Raw genomic sequence first — 19094 nt, 5'->3', positions numbered from 1 at the left:
TCCTATAATTGAATAACAGCTGTTATGTTCATGTTAGCGGTAACAAAATTTAACAAGAGGCCATACTGCTCACCGGCTTACCGCATTACCTGCTTTTAGTCTTGACAAGTGAATGACGAAGATTGGATGAAATATTCTTTCGGTAAATATTTTAAAAACCGGGCAACAACCCGGTTTTTTCATATCGCAGTCTTTTCACCTTTATCCGACATGGCTTTGATGATAGAAAATAAAAAGCAGCCTGTTTCGGAGGCCGCCCTATACATGAACTGTTGACGGACGCACGAGCAGTTCAGGTTCAAAAAACCGATGCCCTTGTGACTTGCCATCTTCCTGAATTTTTTTTAACAGCATACGGGCGCAGGCTTCCCCCATCTCGACAACCGGCTGACGAATTGTTGTAATATGAGGAGAAGAAATCCGGTCCAGAAAAACGCCGTCAAATCCTGTAACCGCAACCTGATCGGGAATCTGTAACTGCAATGACTGCGCAGCCCTGATTACACCTAGGGCAATCCGGTCACTCGCACAAACAAATGCACATTTTTCTTTCCAATTGGACAAGATTTCTTTCGCATTTCTTTCGGCTACTCTCGAACTGTTTTTCATCCTGTACAAATAATTTGGTAATCCATATGAGTTAACCGTATCCAAATAACCTTTCAGCCTTGCAGACATAAACGGTTCCTGTAAATCAATTCCGAAAAAGTAAATTTTTTCGAATCCTAAACTAACTACGTGCCTAGTCGTAAGCCGCATACCTTTTTCATTGTCCACATCGATAAAATCATACCCTCTGTCACTTTGGCCAAACAAAATAATCGGCTTAGAGAATTCCTTTAAGATTGTATCATAATCATAACTGCGGACGCCTGTAGCAATCATACCATCACACTGGCCAATATCCATCGATTTCCGTGTAACCAACTGGAAACTATAGTAGTTCCTGTCTAATTCTTTGGCAATTCCGGCCAATAAGTTCATGTAGTAAGGTTCGGTTGTATCCATTTCTTCCAAAATAAGGAACTTGATTACTTGAGTACGGTTCGATACCAGTGCACGCGCGGCATAATTCGGTACATAGTTTAACTTTTCCATTGCATCATAAACCAATTTTTTCAAATCATCACTGACTTGTTCTGGGTGGTTAATAACTCTTGATACAGTCATTTTTGAAACATGTGCCAGTTTCGCCACATCAGAAATAGTTACCATACACACTCATCCTTTATTTTTTAAAAGTTAGGCGCTTTCAAAAATAATAAACGAAAACTCCTGAGTCTCCTCTCCCCGGAGATCTGGATCCATCAATTTATCCGCCGTGCCAAAACCGACAGCAAATATTCCGGTCGCCCTTATTGGCAAACTACTTCCATGTAAGACGCCATCCAAATTAAAAAATCTTGTCTAAATTTTTCATTTATTTCATTATAGCATATAGGATATAAAGTCAGTAAATCGATAAGTGAATGCCCTAACTTTCATTCACCAAAAGGGGGATAAAATAAATCATTCTGCCTACAATAATTTAACTCATACCATGAACTTTAGATTAATCATAGGATCTTTATCTATTTTATTTAGCTAAATAAACGGCTATTCGGTTGAAAAATATAAAGAAAACTCGGCGATTGCCGAGCCTTTAGGCGAAAGCAGAGCCGTAGTTGCACTTATACTTAATTCTTAAAATTTCCAACTACGTCGAATTCGCTTCTTTGCTGGAAATTTATACTTTCTTAACGTATAAAAAAAGACCACCTTCTATTGATCTCATCGAAGGCAGCCTGATTTAAATTATTTGTTATCGTTGACGCATAGTTGGGAAGAGCAATACGTCCCGGATGGAAGGTGCATTCGTCAAGAACATGATTAAACGATCAATACCAATCCCAAGTCCACCTGTTGGAGGCATCCCGTATTCCAATGCTTCGATAAAATCTTCATCCATTACATGGGCCTCATCATTTCCTTGGCTGCGTTCTTTTACTTGGGCTTCGAATCTTTCCCTTTGATCAATCGGATCATTTAATTCTGTAAATGCATTCGCATGTTCACGAGCAACGATGAACAGTTCAAAACGATCCGTGAAACGAGGGTCGTCTGCATTTTTCTTCGCTAAAGGTGATATCTCCACAGGATGACCGTAGACAAATGTCGGTTGAATCAGTTTTTCTTCCACTTTTTGCTCAAAGAATTCATTAATAATATGACCAACTTCCATATGTTCAGTGATTTCTATCCCATGTTCTTTAGCTAAGATACGTGCTTCTTCCACAGTCATTTCCTGCCAAAAGTCAACCCCTACATATTCTTTAACGGCATCGACCATATGGATTCTTTTCCACTTTGGTGTTAAATCAACATTATATTCACCATATTGGATATTTGTCGTGCCTAACACTTCTTGAGCAACATGAACAATCATATCTTCCGTCAGATTCATAATATCATGAAAGTCTGCATATGCTTCATATAGTTCAAGCATTGTAAATTCCGGATTATGTCGGGTCGAAACACCTTCATTTCGGAACACACGGCCAATCTCGTACACTTTTTCCAGCCCGCCGACAATAAGCCGTTTTAAATGTAATTCAAGGGCAATACGCATGTATAAGTCAATATCCAATGCATTATGATGAGTAATAAACGGACGTGCAGCAGCCCCGCCCGGAATGGTGTGCATCATTGGTGTCTCTACTTCAAGGTACCCTTTATTATCCAAAAATCGGCGAATCGATTGAATTACTTTGCTGCGGGTAACAAAAATGTCTTTACTTTCCGGGTTTACAATAAGATCCAAATACCGTTGACGATATCGTTGTTCGACATCTTTCAACCCATGGAATTTATCAGGTAATGGGCGTAAAGCCTTTGTTAGAATTTGGAAGTCATCCACTTTAATAGATAATTCACCCACGTGTGTTTTAAATACAATCCCTTTTACTCCGACTATATCTCCTAAATCGGCTGTCTTAAAAATAGCATACTGGTCGTCGCCAATGGTATCTTTACGGACATAGATTTGAATTTGTCCGGTCACATCTTGAATATGGGCAAAACCGACCTTCCCCTTACCTCTTTTTGTCATAATCCGTCCCGCTAATTGGACACGTATTTCTTTACTTTCTAATTCTTCATTTTCCATTTCGCCATAGGCATTTTTGAGGTCCATCGCACTATGTGTTCTATCAAAACGTTTACCAAAAGGATCAATCCCTTTTGCACGTAATTCTTCCATCTTTTCACGCCGAACAATTAATTGGTCATTTAACTCTTCATGACTCATTCCCAATCATCTCCATCATTTAATTTCAAAATTATTTATGTAAAAAATTCCAGCAAAGAAGTTTCTTGAAAAATCTTTGTCATTGATTACATGCCAATATACTTCCCGTTCTTTTTATCATTCATTTAGTTACGAGAAATAGATAGCTTTAGAAAATAGGAAAACTGCCAGTATCTTATCTTACTGGCAGTAAAGCATACAAAAGTAATTATAGGTGAAAAAACATCCACTTGTCAAACGAGTAAATACGTTCACCCTCTGTTTTGATGTCACAAAGGCTCATTCTCATAGGAGTAAAACCGGCGCCGTTACTTCCTGTTTTCCTTTCATACCCTCACTTACTCACTCTCAAAACAAAGGCAGTAAAATCAGCTTAAATGTAAAGCTGTCGTTATTTCTCCTATTTATCATTTTCTATTCCTTCTATTACAATTGCCGGGTATTAATTCATTCATCTTTATATTCAATATTCTAGCAATGCATGACATTAATTCCGATGATGGATATCTTGTCCCTCGTTCAACTTCTCCAAGAACAGAAACAGATATCCCCAGTTCATCCGCTAACTCCTTTTGCGTGAAACCTTTCAATTTCCGAAAAGCTCGTATACGTCTTCCCCAGATTTCTGTTTCCATAATCTAACTCCTTTAGTAGATAACCTCTCAACCATATCATTAATTGTTTGATTAATCCCAGGTATTATTATTTCCGAATCGATTTCTTGGAGAGGGACGAGAACAAATGCCCGATCCCCCATTCTCGGATGAGGAATTTGAAGTTTTTCCGTTTCAATCCTTTGATCATTAAATAATAGAATATCGATATCAATATTTCGAGGACCCCAGCGTATGATTCGTGTTCTCCCCATCCGTTTTTCTATTTCAAGGCAAGATTCCAATAACACTGTCGGTTGGTAATCCGTCGCTATTTCTATCACCATATTTAGAAAAGAGTTTTGCTCTGTATAGCTGACCGGATCCGTTTCATAAATCGATGAATAGTTTACGACTGTGATATGTCCGGAATCTTCTAATTGTTTAATAGCATTATAAAGGGAGTCTTCTCGCTTACCTAAGTTAGACCCAAGAGAAAGAAACGATCTATTCTTCATTTTACCATCTTCCCGCTATTTGTCTTCAATTAACTTTTTCAAAAAATAATCATTCTTGAAAATATGTCATGGAAAAACAGACTACCTTTTCAAACCACTTGTCATTTTGCTTTTCAAGGATGAAAAATTTATACTCGGCGCCTACTAATACTTAACCAAGTTTATTTCTTGTTCTTGTCATTTCAACGGCTACGGATCGATAGTGACCAGGTATCGGCGGATCCGGCTTGGTCACTTTTATCGTGCACCTTTCAATTTTTGGAAACTGAAGCAGCACTTCATCGGCAATTTTTTCAGAAACGGCTTCAATCAGTTTAAATTTTCGATTCTCCACAATATCCTTGCATAGTTCATATAATTCGGCATAATTGACCGTTTCCTTTAAATCATCTGTTTTTCCGGCCTTTTGCAAGTTCAATTCAACGACCAAATCTACAATAAAACGTTGACCGAGGCGATTTTCTTCCGGTAATGCACCATGGTATCCATAAAACTCCATTTGATTTAAATAAATCCGATCCATCGATTTCCCCACATTTCTTGATTTTAATTGACAGATGACTTGACACCGTTAATTAAAATATCCATCATCTTTGCCATTCTTGCCATTTCTTTTACATCATGAACACGAATAATTTGACATCCTTTCATAATACCATAGCAGATCGTAGCTCCGGTGCCTTCCATCCTTTCAGAAACTGGCAGGTCAAGTGCATATCCAATCATTGACTTTCTTGATGTACCTAAAAGAACAGGATATCCTAGTCCAACTAATAAATCAAGGTTTTGCATCATTTCAACGTTTTGTTCATAAGTTTTTCCAAAGCCAATACCCGGATCAAGGATAATTTGATCATCCTGTACGCCCCGTTTTTTACAAATTGTAATGCTTTCATATAAATCAAATAAGCTGTCTCGTATAAATGACTCATAATCTATCTTTTCCCGATTATGAGTTAAAATAATGGGAACATGATGTTGAGCGGCCACATCGGCAATCTCCGGATCCTTTTTTGCCCCCCAAATGTCATTTATTATATGAGCACCGGCTTCAATCGCTGCGTTTGCGGTTTCTGCCTTATATGTATCAATAGATAAAGGAACATCAATTGTTGGAGCCAAATGTTGTATGATAGGAGTTACTCGATTTATTTCTTCCTTTACCGAAACAGGTGCAAAGCCCGGCCTTGTTGACTCGCCGCCAATATCAATAATGTCTGCACCGTAAATAACCATTTCTTTTGCGTGTTCAATGGCGGAAGTGTTTTCGTAAAATTTCCCGCCATCAGAAAACGAATCCGGTGTTACATTTAAAATCCCCATTATATATGTTTTTTCTTTAAAATTCAGTTCATATTTCCCAGCTTGCATGATTGAGCCACCTTCCCGTTACAAAAACTATTACCATTTTATCAAATTATCAAGTTATGCCAAAATATACAGAACGGTTAGCACAGAAATAGCCTATATTTATGGTAAAAATCGCCATACATTGCGATAAAAACAAAAAAGTTGTCCGTACCCGGTAAAATGCAATATTCCTCAATCAAAAAAACGATTGTCATGAATACATTGCAGTTACCGGCAGACAACAAACAACAAAGGATTTGAGAGATGTTAGTAGAAATTTATTCAAATTGATATAACGCCGTACTTAAGTAACGTTCACCGTTATCTGGCACAATCGCTAATACTTTTTTCCCTTTACCGAGCTTTTTCGCCACTTGAATAGCCGCAGCAATCGCAGCACCGGCAGAAATTCCGCCAAGAATCCCTTCATGACGGGCTACATTACGAGCTGCTTCAAAAGCTTCCTCCGTGGAAATTTGGATAACTTCATCATAGATTTGTGTATCCAATACTTCAGGAACAAAGTTAGCTCCGATTCCTTGAATTTTATGTGGTCCCGGTTTTCCCCCGGACAAGATTGGTGAGTCTTTTGGCTCTACAGCATAGATTTTTATACCCGGATATTGTTCTTTTAAAACTTGACCGGCACCTGTAATGGTTCCGCCTGTTCCAATCCCGGCAATAAATGCGTCTAATTGATCACCCATTTGTTCAACAATTTCAGGACCGGTTGTTAATTTATGAACTTCCGGATTTGCTCCGTTTTCAAATTGTTGCGGCATAAAATACCCATTTTCTTTTGCTAATTCAGTTGCTTTGTTTACCGCGCCTTTCATGCCTTCAGGTCCCGGTGTAAGTACCAGCTCTGCACCATAGGCCCGCAGTAAGTTTCGCCGTTCAATACTCATTGTTTCAGGCATAACTAAAACAGCTTTATACCCTTTTGCAGCGGCCACCATTGCCAGCCCGATTCCGGTGTTTCCACTTGTCGGTTCAATAATCGTATCGCCTTCTTTAAGTAATCCTTTTTTCTCAGCATCTTCAATCATCGCTAAAGCAATCCGATCTTTCACACTGCTCCCCGGATTGAAGTATTCCAGTTTGACAAATACTTCACCTGAATTTTCATCACCAACATGATTTAATTTAACTATTGGCGTACGACCGATTAATTCCGTAATTGAATTAACATATTTTGACATGTTTACACCCCTAATTCCTAGTATATTAATTGGATTAATCTTATTTTAGCTCGAAACAAAGCCTCTTGTCAATTTATTCTTAATATTATTCCCACTTTTTTATACCAAGAGGCTTATCTCCCCTAAAAAACTTACGCTCAAAATATACGATATGGTTTATTTTACGTAAAATCCGCCGTAAACCTATATCCTGTTAAAATCGGGTGTAAAGGCCTGACTCATCATTTGTCACTTACTGGACTTTTCCTCTGTCCGCTGTTTTAATTTCTCTAATTCATTTCTTGTAAATAAATACTTTTCATTGCAAAAATGACATTGGACTTCTGCTTGCCCGTCTTCATCAATCATTTCTTGCAGTTCCTGTTTTCCCAGACTGATTAATGCATTCCCGAAACGTTCCTTTGAACAGGTACACTGAAATTTAACCGGTACTGTTTCCAGAATTTCGACATTCTCTTTTCCCAACAATTCAGCTAATATTTCCTCAGGGGTTAACCCTTCCTTAATTAATGTTGAAATTGGTTTGATCGTTTTTAAGTGATTTTCGATCTTTGAAATCGTTTGGTCCGTTGCTCCGGGCATCATCTGTAAAATAAATCCCCCGCTTGCCAATATGGAATGATCAGGATTTACCAGTACCCCTACTCCCACAGCTGAAGGTACTTGTTCAGATGTTGCAAAATAGTAAGTAAAATCTTCCCCTATTTCACCGGAAACGATCGGGACTTGCCCTGAAAATTTTTCCCGTAGTCCTAAATCTTTCACAACCGTTAACGTGCCGTTTGTACCGACGGCTCTTCTTACATCAAGTTTGCCTAGTTCATTTACTTCAAAATCAACATGGGGATTGGCAACATAGCCGCGGACATCTCCAACCGTATCTGCATCTACCAGTATTACGCCAAGCGGGCCATCTCCCTCTACTTTTACAGTAATACGACTGTCTCCCTTAAGCATCGACCCCATCATTGCAGCTGCTGTGATTGTTCGACCAAGTGCCGCAGAAGCTGTCGCCCATGTATCATGTCTTCTTTGTGCTTCACTTACTGTATTCGTTGATCGGATTGCGTATGCCCGCACTTCTCCGTTACAGCCAATTGCTTTTACTAAATAATCATCCATTGGTGTTCTCCTTCCATATTGTCATTCGGATGTGCAAAATAAACGGTTCACATATTTCGTTTATAGATCAAATGCAAGCCTTTTAACGTTAGTAAAGGGTCAACGATATCAATAATTTTTGCTTCCTGTGCAATTAAATTGGCTAAACCGCCTGTGGCAATGACTTTCGGCTGCTTTTTCGCCTGCGCTTTCATACGCGAGACAATCCCCTCAACCTGTCCGACATAGCCGTAAATAATTCCGGACTGCATCGCTTCAATCGTATTTTTCCCTACAATATTACTTGGGGGGACAATTTCAATTCTTGGTAATTTTGCCGCCTTTGTATACAGTGCCTCTGTCGAAATGTTAATACCCGGAGCAATGGCACCACCCATATATCGTCCCTGTTCATCAATAAAACAATAGGTTGTTGCTGTACCGAAGTCGATAATAATTAACGGACTTCCGTATGCATGAATGGCTGCTACAGCATTAACAATCCGATCGGCCCCCACTTCTTTTGGGTTTTCGTATTTTATATTTAATCCGGTTTTGATTCCCGGTCCAACAATTAACGGCTCTATTCCAAAGTATTTTGTGCACATTCTTTCTAAAGCATTCATAATTGGCGGAACAACAGATGAAATAATAATCCCTTTAATATCTTGACAGGATGTACCTTCATGCTCAAATAATGATTTTATCAATAGACCATATTCATCCTCCGTACTATTCCTGTTCGTTGCAATTCGCCAATAATGTTTCAATTCATCTTTTTCATACACACCCAATACGATATTTGTATTCCCCACATCAAGAACTAAAATCATATTTTCACCAACTTTTTATGTATTAGAATGAGTTTGTATAAATCCCAGTAAGAGAGGGGATAAGCAATTCACGATAATCAAAGAAATATTACCATAAAATCTACTTAAAGAAAAACGTTTTAAAGTCTATTCCCGGTAAGAAAACTGCAAGGTCCCGGAACCAGGCAGCAAAACTTATCTAAGTTTTTGGCCAAAACACTTTCTCATTCTGTAAAAAAAATAAGCTGACGGCTAGGGCAGCTTATTTTTTCAATATTATTCTGGTTTTTGCTCTTCATCCGCTTGGAACGGACTTTCTTTTGGTGAAATATTAATTTTTACATCAGACTTTTCATTGTTTTTTATTTCCCATGGCTTAACGACTTCTTCCGTTTTTCCTTCTTCTTCATCCGGAAGGCGACCATGGTCATATAAATGGCGAATTTGCTTGGCATCAAGTGTTTCAACTTTTAGGAGTGCTTGTGCAATAACTTCTAATTTATCTCTCTTTTCTGTTAAGATCTGTCTTGCCTTTTCATAACATTCTTTGATAATTCTTTGGATTTCTGTATCTATTTCATAAGCAATTTTATCAGAATAGTTTGGATCGTTATTAATATCTCTTCCTAAAAAGACTTGACCGTGCGTTTGACCGAATTGCAATGGTCCTAATTTTTCACTCATTCCAAATTCCGTTACCATTCGACGAGCAATCTCTGTGGCGCGTTGAAAGTCGTTGGAAGCACCTGTACTTACTTCACCAAATATAATTTCTTCTGCTACACGACCACCTAAAAGACCGGTAATCTTATCTTTCAATTCCGGTGTTGTCATAAAATAGCGATCTTCTTTCGGTAACATAACAGCATAACCACCTGCTTGCCCACGCGGAACAATCGTTACTTTATGAACCATGTCTGCTTCATCCAGAACAAGTCCGATAACGGTATGACCACTTTCATGGTATGCGACAATATTCCGTTCTTTTTCAGAGATGACACGAGATTTCTTCGCCGGACCTGCAATTACTCGGTCAGTTGCCTCATCGATATCATTCATATCAATTTTCTTTTTATTTGCTCTTGCCGCTACTAGTGCAGCTTCATTCAATAAGTTTTCCAAATCCGCTCCGGAAAAACCCGGTGTACGCATTGCGATTGTTTTTAAATCTACAGATGCATCAAGCGGTTTATTTCTGGCATGTACACGCAGTACTGCTTCACGCCCTTTTACATCCGGACGGTCAACGGTTATTTGTCTGTCAAATCGACCAGGACGCAATAATGCAGGGTCTAAAATATCCGGTCTATTCGTAGCAGCAATAATGATAATCCCTTCATTCGCACTGAATCCATCCATTTCTACCAGCAATTGGTTCAAGGTTTGTTCACGTTCATCGTGACCGCCGCCAAGTCCTGCGCCACGTTGTCGACCGACCGCATCAATTTCGTCGATAAAAATGATACATGGTGCATTTTTCTTCGCATTTTCAAATAAGTCACGCACACGGGAAGCACCGACGCCGACAAACATTTCAACAAAGTCCGAACCACTGATTGAGAAGAACGGGACCCCGGCCTCTCCTGCTACAGCACGGGCTAAAAGTGTTTTACCTGTTCCCGGAGGACCAACGAGCAATACGCCTTTTGGAATTCTTGCACCTAGTTCTGAGAATTTCCGTGGATCTTTTAGGAATTCAACGACTTCAACCAGCTCTTGTTTTTCCTCATCAGCACCGGCTACATCTTTAAAACGGACTTTCTTCTTTTCATCATTATATAATTTCGCCTTGCTTTTCCCAAAGTTCATGACACGACCGCCGCCGCCTTGGGATTGATTTAACAAGAAGAAAATGAAGAAAATTAAAATAATGAACGGAATCATTGAGGTCAATAATTGAACCCATCCGCTCGTCTCTTTCGCCATTGCAAATTCAAAGTTAGTATTTGTTTGGTTTGCTGCACTTTCAATTCTTTCTAATGTTGTTGGACTGTTCCAAACATTTACAGTAAAGCCTTGATTATTTTCAGCGTTTTTCAATTTACCAGTAATCAAGTAAACCTGTCTTTCAGGTTGTGCAGTAAATTTCTCCACATCACCTTTTTCAAGATGTGTGATGAACTCATTATATGTCATTTTTTCATTTGTTTCTTGCCCGCCTGTGAATATGCTAATTACTCCGATTAAAACTAACAATACAAGCAAGTAAAAAACAGTATTTCTAAATATCCGATTCATCCTTGACCTCCTCTCAAAGGGAAACAAACTTATTACATAGTATCATAGTAAATGAATGCATGACAAGGCATTCTGCTTTCTTTTTGGATCTTACTCTATATATTGTAAACCATACCATTTATTTTAAAAAAACTTTAATTAAATCACTCTTTTAAACGAAATCTCCTTTAGTCCTCCTTACTATATACTTCTGGTTTTAACACCCCGATATACGGGAGATTTCTATACTTTTCCTCATAATCGAGTCCAAAGCCGACAACAAATTCATTTGGGATGATAAATCCGGATAAATCTGCCTTTAGATCAACTTTCCTTCCTTCTGGTTTATCAAGAAGCGTGACAATTTTAATAGAATTTGCCTTCCGATAATGAAATAGGTCAACTAAGTACTTTAATGTTAACCCACTGTCAATGATATCTTCAACAATCAATATATCCCGACCTTCAACGGAAGTATCTAAATCCTTAAGAATCTTTACTTCTCCACTGGAAACCGTTCCCCCGTGGTAGCTTGATACATCCATAAAATCAATTTCCAAGTATGTATCCATATTTTTTATTAAATCGGCCATAAACGGCAATGCACCCTTTAATACACCGACTACTAACGGGAAACGATCTTTATATTCTTCGGTAAGAATGGCTGCGATCTCACGGATCTTGGACTGAATCTCTGCTTCTCCAATTAGCACTCTTTCAATATCTTGATTCATTAACCTTGCTCCTCCCAGAAGTCTGACTGTTTTATGTATTGTAATATCAATGTTTTCCCCTTAATCATTCGAGATGATTCGTACTTGGATTTTTTCAATAACGGTACCCATAATATTTCGCCTTGTCGATCGGTGACAATCGGCCATGTATCCCTGTCCGGAATCGGAATTTTATTATCGATAAATAGTGATTTGATTTTTTTCGATCCTTTCATTCCTTTGAGACGAATTCGATCACCGTTTTTCCTTGACCGTACATATAAAGGGAAAGTTGTGTTATCATCTAATATAAAATATTCATTTCCAACCCTTACTTCATCATCTGCAACAAACATTTTCAACTGAGATCCATTAGGGAAAGTGATTGTTTCACCTTCCTGCCAAGTATATATATATGGTTCAATTTTTTCTAAGGAAAACGTGAAAATACATTTTTCATAGGACCGATAAACTTTAAGTTTATCCGGCAGATGCAATTCACCGGATGGATTCGGACTTTTTATTAACTCGATTATGGCATCTATATGGTTAGCCGATAGGTTTTCAGGCAGCCGATTTTGATAGAGATAGTTTAATATTAGATGAATACATCTCCTTTGTAAAGGCAAAGGACTTTCTAGAAAAACACCCAATTTTATCGATAATGTAAGTCCAACTTTTTCCTCAATAACAATTTTATTATATGTTTCCTTTGTTAGCTCCATTAAATATTTTTCATCTTCCATTAATTGTTCACTAAATCGTTGAAAATGCACATGGACATTAGGGTTTTCTTTTTTTAAAAATGGCAAAATATATTTTCGATAACGATTTCGTGTATAAATATCCGATTTGTTCGTCGGATCATAAACGGGTTGTAGTCGATAATGCTCCAGATATTTTTCTATTTCATTTTTTGTTACACATAGAAAAGGTCGAATGACTACTCCATCGGCAAAAGGACGTTTTACTTGTATACCTGCCGCCTTTGATGTAGTTCCTCTTGTTAACCGCATTAAGATGGTTTCAATTTGGTCATCACCATGATGGGCAAGTGCCAAAATCGGAATATGATATTTTTCCATTATTGATGCAAAATATGTATAACGCAGTTCTCTGGCGACCGCTTCTGAACTTGCAGACTTTCTTTTCTTAATTTCTTTTGGGACATTTATGCGCTCCCCTTGAAACGGGATATTCCATTCGCGACAAATCTTTTCTACATACTTCATGTCTTCATAGGACTCTTCTCCCCGAAACATATGATCAACATGAGCAACAGTGAGTTTCAGCTGCATTTCCTCTTGAATCCTTTTCAGAAAATGCAAAAGAGCCAAGGAATCCGGTCCCCCCGAAACCCCAATTAATATATGGGATTCATCCGGAATTAATTGATGTTTTATGATAAATTTTTTTACTTTCGCATCAAAATCATTCATTTCCTTGACAATCCTCTTTCTGTGGCACGCTTATTTTATATTTTACCTTATTGAATTTATTTTTTAAAACATTTTTTCTTGGCAATATCCTTACATGATTTGTTCAAAAATATAAAAGGCGTATATAATACACACAATTGACACAATTAGGATTGTTTCCAATATACCATGTTTATTCTTTTGTTTCTTACGTCTCGTTCTAGTATTATTGGTCTGCGCTCTTTGATTTTTGTTTGTTTGATACTTCGGTGTTGTCTGATGATGTGCAGATGGAAAATGAATTAATTTTAACAATTCTTTTTTCATCTCTGTGGCACTACTATATTTTCCGGCCAATGCTTTCAATAATATTGGACGATATTGTCTTAACTCTTTCACATCCTGAATGGCCTTTTTCAACTGTTCAATACCAACACCATGTTTTTGAAACCGTTTTGGATAAAACAGGTTGATGACAATCATGGCAACTGCAAAAAGATCATAAGAAGGTTCTGCACGCCTCGAGCCAAGTCCCCAATAGCCCCGGTCAAAAAACTCGGTAAACTCTTTAATTGCTCTCCCTTGCATCGTTGTTCCGCCAACATCAATACAACGAATTTTAACCGGTGATTTTGTAACAAGTAAATTTTCCGGTTTTAAATCTCCAAAAACCCAACCGTTTTTATGCAGGTAGTCAAGGTCGGTCAGTAGTTGCGATATTAAAACCGGCAACCACGTTGTACCATTTTGCTTAATGAATGTTAATAAATCTGTTCCGGCAATATACTCCATAACATAAAAGGATATTTGCGAGCCATTATGAATCCAATCATCCACATCGAATAAAGAAGGCCCGAGGGAAACCCCCTGGGCCTTGGTAAAAGATTTCAGAACATTGACTTCAGAAGTAATGGTCACATGGTTATCACTGACTTTTATGGCCACTTTTTTTCCGTTCCAATCAGCTAAATATACAATTCCGTTTGCGCCTCGACCCAGCTCCCTAATAATTGTATAGCGATTGTGATGCCATTTCCCTTGAATAATTGTTCCGGATGCAAAATTAAATGGACTCTTCATAGAATTCATCATCATGACGTGACAGGTATCCCCTTACCGAATGTTTTTCCTTAAAATATGTGATCGCTTCTTTTAATGCCGGCCCGGTTGGTGTCATGCCACTCGGATTTAACTTTGCGAAAACAGTCGTTAAAGATTCTAATTTCGGTGTCCAGTCCAGTAGTTTTTCCACTTCATTTCCTTTCCCGGGAAATATAAAGAGTGAAAATTGGTTATTTCCCATTCGAGCATTTAAACTTAAAGATAAATCGAGCAATGCTTCTTTTACAGTCGGTAATTTATGTTTCATGCTGGCACTTGTATCAACAAGAATGAGTACTTCCAAATCAACTGTTTCGTTTAGTTCATCTACTACTTCAAGAACTTCTCCGCGTTTTTCCGGCGGCAGATTTTCTAAGCTGGCTTGATTTCCTAAAATTTGTCTTAATTCTTGATTGACAACTCCTTGTAATGTTTGGGTCATCGCTTTCCTAGTAACCATTTGAACGGTTTGTGATAGTACTTGAGAATAAACAATTTGGCTGACCCCGCCACCTTGCCGGGCAATCCCTTCAATTTCACGAACCCCTTGTTCATCTATAATATCATTTTCCATGACACCAATGACGTTAACAGTAATTCCGAACTCTCTTGCCAGGGCAGCCATTGCCACCGGATCTTCACCATGATTTGAACAACCGTCAGTGATTAACAAAATTTGTTTAATTGTCCCCGTTTTCATTCAAATCCCCTCCAAATTACTTTTTACCATCTTTGCCTGATTGGAGAGGATATATACATTGTCTATATAAAAATATCATTTAATGAAAACCGTAGATAACAGGTTTAGCCTCGTACAATCTGAGTCCGATCAGTCGAAAACAGATTGGCTTGCTTAAATGGCTATCTTAAAAAGTATATATGAAAAGGGACGGCCCCGGATAGCCCTTCCTTGAATTTTTCCCTCCTTTCCGACCTCATACGTATAGACACTATTTTTATGCTCCTTTCCTTAATGAAATGGCAGGTATAGGCTTCCATTTCGGATTGTTATGCTTTATTTTTGCAACCAAAACAGTCATATCATCATCTATATACCCATCACTGGAGCGAATTACTTCTTCCATTATAATGTCAGCTACCGCTTGCGGATCATCTGTTTGTAATTCTAGTATTTTTCGTTTTAACCATAGATCGATATTTTCGATATGCCTTGGCCCCTCAAAAATCCCGTCGCTCATCATAATCAGCAAATCGCCTGCTTTTAATTGTTCGCTAACAACGTCGACTTCAAATTCTTGAATGATTCCTATCGGTAAGTTGCTTGCTTGAACTTTTATGACCTGATCACCCCGCTTAATAAAACTCGGGGTCGAACCAACTTTAATGAATTTAGACTTGGCATCCTGCAAATCTACTATCGCTAAATCCAGTGTTGCATAAACCTCATCAGTTGTGCGTAAAGAAAGAATGGAATTGATTGATTTAATGGCCACCTCCTCATCAATACCTGACTGAAGAATTTTTTTCAATAAATTTAAAGTTTCCTTACTTTCTAAATAAGCACGTTCCCCGTTGCCCATGCCATCACTAATGGCTAATGCGTATTTCCCTGCACCAATTTCAATCATAGTATAACTGTCACCGGAAACGAAACCGCCGTTTTTCGCGGCAAAAGCCACGCCCGTATCAACCACAAAACGCTTGGCGGAACGGAAAGTTGCATAACAATAATCATGCTCATGGCTTGCACATTCTTCTTTATATACGGTAACTTGCTCATGTAAAATATCGGACAAAAGCGGGGCTATTAATTTTTCACATTGGCCCATTCCGCCGCAATATGGAATGGTTATATCAATATCAACATTTCCTTGTTCCAGACTGTAAATTTCAATATGATCCACTTCGATTCCAAATGATTGTAGCGCATCGAATAACTGATCCTCCTGCTTTTCCAGGTTTTCCCTTTCCCTTTGAATCTCATTGGCAAAACTGGCCATAACTTTCGAGACGCCATATAACTGTTCAGCCACTAATTTCCGGCTTTCACTAATTTGCTGTTTTAATTTTTTATTCGCATGATGATAATGTAACTCATTTTGGATCGTATCGATTACCTTTCCGCTCCTTGTGCAGATATGTTCCAAATTCCGAATCGTTCGTTTGGATAGCGCATTTTTTTTCTCCAATTCCAGCATAATTCCCTTCATTGCATCATATGTTTTATTGTAGTTGTTAAGCGCCCAGCACTTTTCCTTCTTAAAACAAGTTTGGCAAGTTTTCGCTGTAACATTGGCAAAGAAATAATCTATTTCTGCCTCCGGATCGGATCGTTCATGATTTTCCTGCTTTCGAAAGCTCATGGCCAGTGCTTGGAAGATGGAAGAAAATTGTTCCACTCTCCTGGCTGTTGCGTCCCTTATCTTCCGGATATATGCTTGTTGTTCGGCCGAGTACTCAGTTGTCCCCGGTATATGCTTGGCAATTTTATTCGTATAAAATACCGGTGTTAACATAAATAGAATTAATGCAAAAAATGACTCATACAAGCTGGTCAAAATGGAGGTTGTTCCATTTCCATACAGTCCCAACAATAAAGTGGAAACAACCAGGCCAAAGCCGGCGCCAATCTTTTTCCCATCTTTTAACAAACCACCCAACAAACCGGCAAAGGCTAATAAACTCATTTCAGGAAAGCTGTTGATATCAGCAAGTCCAAAAATCAAACCGGTGACAACACCGACTGTGGAACCGACAGTTGCACCTGCTGTAAAAGCAAAAATTAAAACAAGATAACGAGCCAAAATATGAGATACGGCGATACCTTCAATCATCCACCCCATTGCTCCTGTCATCATTGAGGCGATTAAAATAATTAAACAAACCAGTTCTTCCGTTTTTAGCGCTTGTCTTCTTTTCGATAAGGATAATAGCGGAATACTTTGCAAAAATATCAATGTTAAAACAAAAGCAAGACCTGCTTCAACAGTCGTCATTAATGCATGGTAAATGGTGATATCCTGTGTTTCAACATAATGCCATGATAGCCTGCCGATTAATATGGACAAAAACACTAAGATCGGGATTAACGTTGTCTGATTTCGAACAAACCGGTTCACCAATTTATGACCGACAAGAAATAAACTTATAATCATAAAAGCGTAAACCGCGTTACCCAATGATATGGTTAAGGCACCGGCCACAATTCCTATAAATATTTGTGGTGATTTATCTTTTCGGATAAAATAAGCAGCTGCAAAAAAAGGCAAACTAAACGGTGATAATACAGACAAAATAAAGGCTCGTCCAAGCATAAAACCGAAAATAAAGAGGAGAAGTCCCCGTTTTATAAATAATGTCTCCAAATGATTTTTCATTGATTCTAGTAAACTATAAAAGAAAAACTTTGCATCCACCATCTTTCTTTCCTGAATGGGCTCAACAAAACTACCTTGAATTTTTCCCATCACAAACACCCCTAGCTCATTTTTTGATTATTATAGACGATGGCAAGATAAAATTTTGTCAAAAAAGAAAGAGTAAATATAAAAATATTTCGACAATTGTCTACCTAATCATAGATAAGCAAACAAATTTCGTCAGCTTATTTTTCTTCCCTTTCATAAAAATGAAGCAATAGTTCTTTACCCTCATCAGTTATAAACAGTTCGACATTCTCCACACTGTTCATTTTTCGACATTTATATTTTTCTACTTTTTTAAAAAGAGAATGTTTTGCTGTCCTAGTTTTCCTTGTAAAACTGGACAATGAAACTTGACTAGAGGCTGTGCAACATTATTTTTACTGACAAAATAAAAAAGGCTGCCTCATATGAGACAACCCTTTATTTCAAAAGCGACCTTTGCTTAGCTTATAAATACAATATAATAACTAGAAAATTCAGAGCAACTTGCAAATAGGCTATTATACAGACAGCAAGTTAACCTCTTCTCGCACCTCTACCTCCTCTTTTTGATTCAGTATTGCGCTTTAACGAGGCCAGGCGGTCTTCACTATCTTTCAAGAAACGCGCCATTTTTTGTTCAAAATTCTCTTGTGAATTGCGGTCATGGTTTTTCCCTTGACGTGGACGACCACTATTTTTCGCCGGTCTGTCCTTTGCCTTTTTAATAGATAAACCAATTTTGCCGTCCTTCTCAACATTCATGACCTTTACTTCCACTTGATCGCCGACTTTTAGAAATTCATTAATGTCTTTTACATAAGTGTCTGCGACTTCGCTAATATGGACTAATCCTGTTGAGCCCTCTGGCAGCTCGACAAATGCACCGAAATTAGTAATCCCTGTTACTTTACCCTGTAACTTGCTGCCTACTTCAATTGACATAAAAAGAAACTTCCTCCTTAAAGTAATAAAAAAATACACCTATGTATATTATAGACAAAATCGGTTTTAAGTGTCAATCAACCGAATCATCAACTTCTTTATCAGGAATGGAGAAAATAATTTCACCCTCGTCGGACAGATAATATTCTTGACGGGCATATTTACCAACATATTCATCATCTTGTAATTTGGTGATATTTTCTTTTAAAATTTCCTGGTTTTCTTTGATTTGATTATACTCAGCTTGTACTTCCTTTAACTGATCCTGCTTTTCGTTCAGGACAGAGGCTTGGGTATACAAAGTTTTAATTAATGTATAGGAGACAATGGCAACAAAGACAAAAAACAAAGTCAGCCTGCGAATGAGTAATTTTTTTCTCCTTTTTATATAGATACTATGCTGTTCTTGATGACTTTTATAAGTCTCGTTCAATATCGGAACTCTGCTTCGTTCAGTACTCATTCACTTAAGC

General features: G+C 38.0%; 17 protein-coding genes. All 17 read right to left on the bottom strand.

What is annotated here, in order from left to right; genetic code table 11:
• Positions 1 to 258 precede the first annotated feature (258 nt).
• The gene (locus NSQ14_RS00415; protein ID WP_034766929.1) at positions 259 to 1215 is read right to left on the bottom strand and encodes a LacI family DNA-binding transcriptional regulator; all 957 of its coding nucleotides are present in this window, start codon (positions 1213 to 1215) and stop codon (positions 259 to 261) included.
• Positions 1216 to 1801: 586 nt separating this feature from the next.
• Complete coding sequence (gene lysS / locus NSQ14_RS00410) at positions 1802 to 3286, bottom strand: lysine--tRNA ligase (protein ID WP_034766924.1); 1485 nt, start codon at positions 3284 to 3286, stop codon at positions 1802 to 1804.
• Positions 3287 to 3693: 407 nt separating this feature from the next.
• The gene (locus NSQ14_RS00405; protein ID WP_034766923.1) at positions 3694 to 3921 is read right to left on the bottom strand and encodes a helix-turn-helix domain-containing protein; all 228 of its coding nucleotides are present in this window, start codon (positions 3919 to 3921) and stop codon (positions 3694 to 3696) included.
• Positions 3873 to 4397, bottom strand: coding sequence for a 2-amino-4-hydroxy-6-hydroxymethyldihydropteridine diphosphokinase (gene folK / locus NSQ14_RS00400; RefSeq protein WP_346216749.1), 525 nt, complete (start codon positions 4395 to 4397; stop codon positions 3873 to 3875). The genes NSQ14_RS00405 and folK overlap by 49 nt, the downstream gene beginning before the upstream one ends.
• Before the next feature lie 151 nt (positions 4398 to 4548).
• Entirely contained in the window at positions 4549 to 4920 is a 372-nt protein-coding gene (gene folB / locus NSQ14_RS00395) for a dihydroneopterin aldolase (protein ID WP_034766918.1), read from the bottom strand.
• 23 nt (positions 4921 to 4943) lie between these two features.
• Positions 4944 to 5768, bottom strand: a complete 825-nt coding sequence (folP, locus tag NSQ14_RS00390) for a dihydropteroate synthase (protein ID WP_346216748.1) — start codon at positions 5766 to 5768, stop codon at positions 4944 to 4946.
• Positions 5769 to 6025: 257 nt separating this feature from the next.
• On the bottom strand, positions 6026 to 6949 hold the full coding sequence (gene cysK / locus NSQ14_RS00385) for a cysteine synthase A (RefSeq protein WP_034766914.1): 924 nt from the start codon (positions 6947 to 6949) through the stop codon (positions 6026 to 6028).
• Between the two features lie 228 nt (positions 6950 to 7177).
• The gene (gene hslO, locus NSQ14_RS00380) at positions 7178 to 8071 is read right to left on the bottom strand and encodes an Hsp33 family molecular chaperone HslO (protein WP_034766912.1); all 894 of its coding nucleotides are present in this window, start codon (positions 8069 to 8071) and stop codon (positions 7178 to 7180) included.
• Positions 8072 to 8118: 47 nt separating this feature from the next.
• Positions 8119 to 8883 (bottom strand): type III pantothenate kinase, encoded by a 765-nt coding sequence (locus tag NSQ14_RS00375; protein WP_034766910.1) that lies wholly within the window; start codon positions 8881 to 8883, stop codon positions 8119 to 8121.
• A 255-nt stretch (positions 8884 to 9138) separates the two neighbouring features.
• A complete protein-coding gene (gene ftsH / locus NSQ14_RS00370) occupies positions 9139 to 11100 on the bottom strand; it encodes an ATP-dependent zinc metalloprotease FtsH (protein ID WP_041847461.1) in 1962 nt (653 codons plus the stop codon).
• Between the two features lie 167 nt (positions 11101 to 11267).
• Positions 11268 to 11813, bottom strand: a complete 546-nt coding sequence (gene hpt, locus NSQ14_RS00365; protein WP_034766907.1) for a hypoxanthine phosphoribosyltransferase — start codon at positions 11811 to 11813, stop codon at positions 11268 to 11270.
• The gene (tilS, locus tag NSQ14_RS00360; protein WP_095142289.1) at positions 11813 to 13231 is read right to left on the bottom strand and encodes a tRNA lysidine(34) synthetase TilS; all 1419 of its coding nucleotides are present in this window, start codon (positions 13229 to 13231) and stop codon (positions 11813 to 11815) included. The genes hpt and tilS overlap by 1 nt, the downstream gene beginning before the upstream one ends.
• A 90-nt stretch (positions 13232 to 13321) precedes the next feature.
• Positions 13322 to 14305, bottom strand: a complete 984-nt coding sequence (locus tag NSQ14_RS00355; protein WP_041844679.1) for a serine/threonine protein kinase — start codon at positions 14303 to 14305, stop codon at positions 13322 to 13324.
• Positions 14274 to 15011: a VWA domain-containing protein gene (locus NSQ14_RS00350; protein ID WP_034766899.1), complete on the bottom strand. Its 738-nt coding sequence runs from the start codon at positions 15009 to 15011 to the stop codon at positions 14274 to 14276. Before NSQ14_RS00350 ends, NSQ14_RS00355 begins: the two co-directional genes overlap by 32 nt.
• Before the next feature lie 256 nt (positions 15012 to 15267).
• Positions 15268 to 17739: a stage II sporulation protein E gene (gene spoIIE / locus NSQ14_RS00345; RefSeq protein ID WP_346216747.1), complete on the bottom strand. Its 2472-nt coding sequence runs from the start codon at positions 17737 to 17739 to the stop codon at positions 15268 to 15270.
• A 474-nt stretch (positions 17740 to 18213) separates the two neighbouring features.
• The gene (locus tag NSQ14_RS00340) at positions 18214 to 18621 is read right to left on the bottom strand and encodes a S1 domain-containing RNA-binding protein (protein WP_034766895.1); all 408 of its coding nucleotides are present in this window, start codon (positions 18619 to 18621) and stop codon (positions 18214 to 18216) included.
• Between the two features lie 73 nt (positions 18622 to 18694).
• The gene (locus tag NSQ14_RS00335) at positions 18695 to 19084 is read right to left on the bottom strand and encodes an FtsB family cell division protein (RefSeq protein WP_095142287.1); all 390 of its coding nucleotides are present in this window, start codon (positions 19082 to 19084) and stop codon (positions 18695 to 18697) included.
• Between the last annotated feature and the right edge of the window lie 10 nt (positions 19085 to 19094).

It is taken from the genome of Caldifermentibacillus hisashii (genome assembly GCF_039654145.1).
Lineage (GTDB): Bacteria > Bacillota > Bacilli > Bacillales > Caldibacillaceae > Caldifermentibacillus > Caldifermentibacillus hisashii.
The sequence above is the reverse complement of the archived record's forward strand: the minus strand, read 5'-3'. Positions and strand labels throughout refer to the sequence as shown.

Excerpts from the sequence above, each read along its gene's own strand:
- NSQ14_RS00415 (WP_034766929.1), bottom strand. The coding sequence starts at position 1,215 with ATGGTAACTATTTCTGATGTGGCGAAACTGGCACATGTTTCAAAAATG.
- lysS (WP_034766924.1), bottom strand. The coding sequence starts at position 3,286 with ATGAGTCATGAAGAGTTAAATGACCAATTAATTGTTCGGCGTGAAAAG.
- NSQ14_RS00405 (WP_034766923.1), bottom strand. The coding sequence starts at position 3,921 with ATGGAAACAGAAATCTGGGGAAGACGTATACGAGCTTTTCGGAAATTG.
- folK (WP_346216749.1), bottom strand. The coding sequence starts at position 4,397 with ATGAAGAATAGATCGTTTCTTTCTCTTGGGTCTAACTTAGGTAAGCGA.
- folB (WP_034766918.1), bottom strand. The coding sequence starts at position 4,920 with ATGGATCGGATTTATTTAAATCAAATGGAGTTTTATGGATACCATGGT.
- folP (WP_346216748.1), bottom strand. The coding sequence starts at position 5,768 with ATGCAAGCTGGGAAATATGAACTGAATTTTAAAGAAAAAACATATATA.
- cysK (WP_034766914.1), bottom strand. The coding sequence starts at position 6,949 with ATGTCAAAATATGTTAATTCAATTACGGAATTAATCGGTCGTACGCCA.
- hslO (WP_034766912.1), bottom strand. The coding sequence starts at position 8,071 with ATGGATGATTATTTAGTAAAAGCAATTGGCTGTAACGGAGAAGTGCGG.
- NSQ14_RS00375 (WP_034766910.1), bottom strand. The coding sequence starts at position 8,883 with ATGATTTTAGTTCTTGATGTGGGGAATACAAATATCGTATTGGGTGTG.
- ftsH (WP_041847461.1), bottom strand. The coding sequence starts at position 11,100 with ATGAATCGGATATTTAGAAATACTGTTTTTTACTTGCTTGTATTGTTA.
- hpt (WP_034766907.1), bottom strand. The coding sequence starts at position 11,813 with ATGAATCAAGATATTGAAAGAGTGCTAATTGGAGAAGCAGAGATTCAG.
- tilS (WP_095142289.1), bottom strand. The coding sequence starts at position 13,231 with ATGAATGATTTTGATGCGAAAGTAAAAAAATTTATCATAAAACATCAA.
- NSQ14_RS00355 (WP_041844679.1), bottom strand. The coding sequence starts at position 14,305 with ATGATGATGAATTCTATGAAGAGTCCATTTAATTTTGCATCCGGAACA.
- NSQ14_RS00350 (WP_034766899.1), bottom strand. The coding sequence starts at position 15,011 with ATGAAAACGGGGACAATTAAACAAATTTTGTTAATCACTGACGGTTGT.
- spoIIE (WP_346216747.1), bottom strand. The coding sequence starts at position 17,739 with ATGGGAAAAATTCAAGGTAGTTTTGTTGAGCCCATTCAGGAAAGAAAG.
- NSQ14_RS00340 (WP_034766895.1), bottom strand. The coding sequence starts at position 18,621 with ATGTCAATTGAAGTAGGCAGCAAGTTACAGGGTAAAGTAACAGGGATT.
- NSQ14_RS00335 (WP_095142287.1), bottom strand. The coding sequence starts at position 19,084 with ATGAGTACTGAACGAAGCAGAGTTCCGATATTGAACGAGACTTATAAA.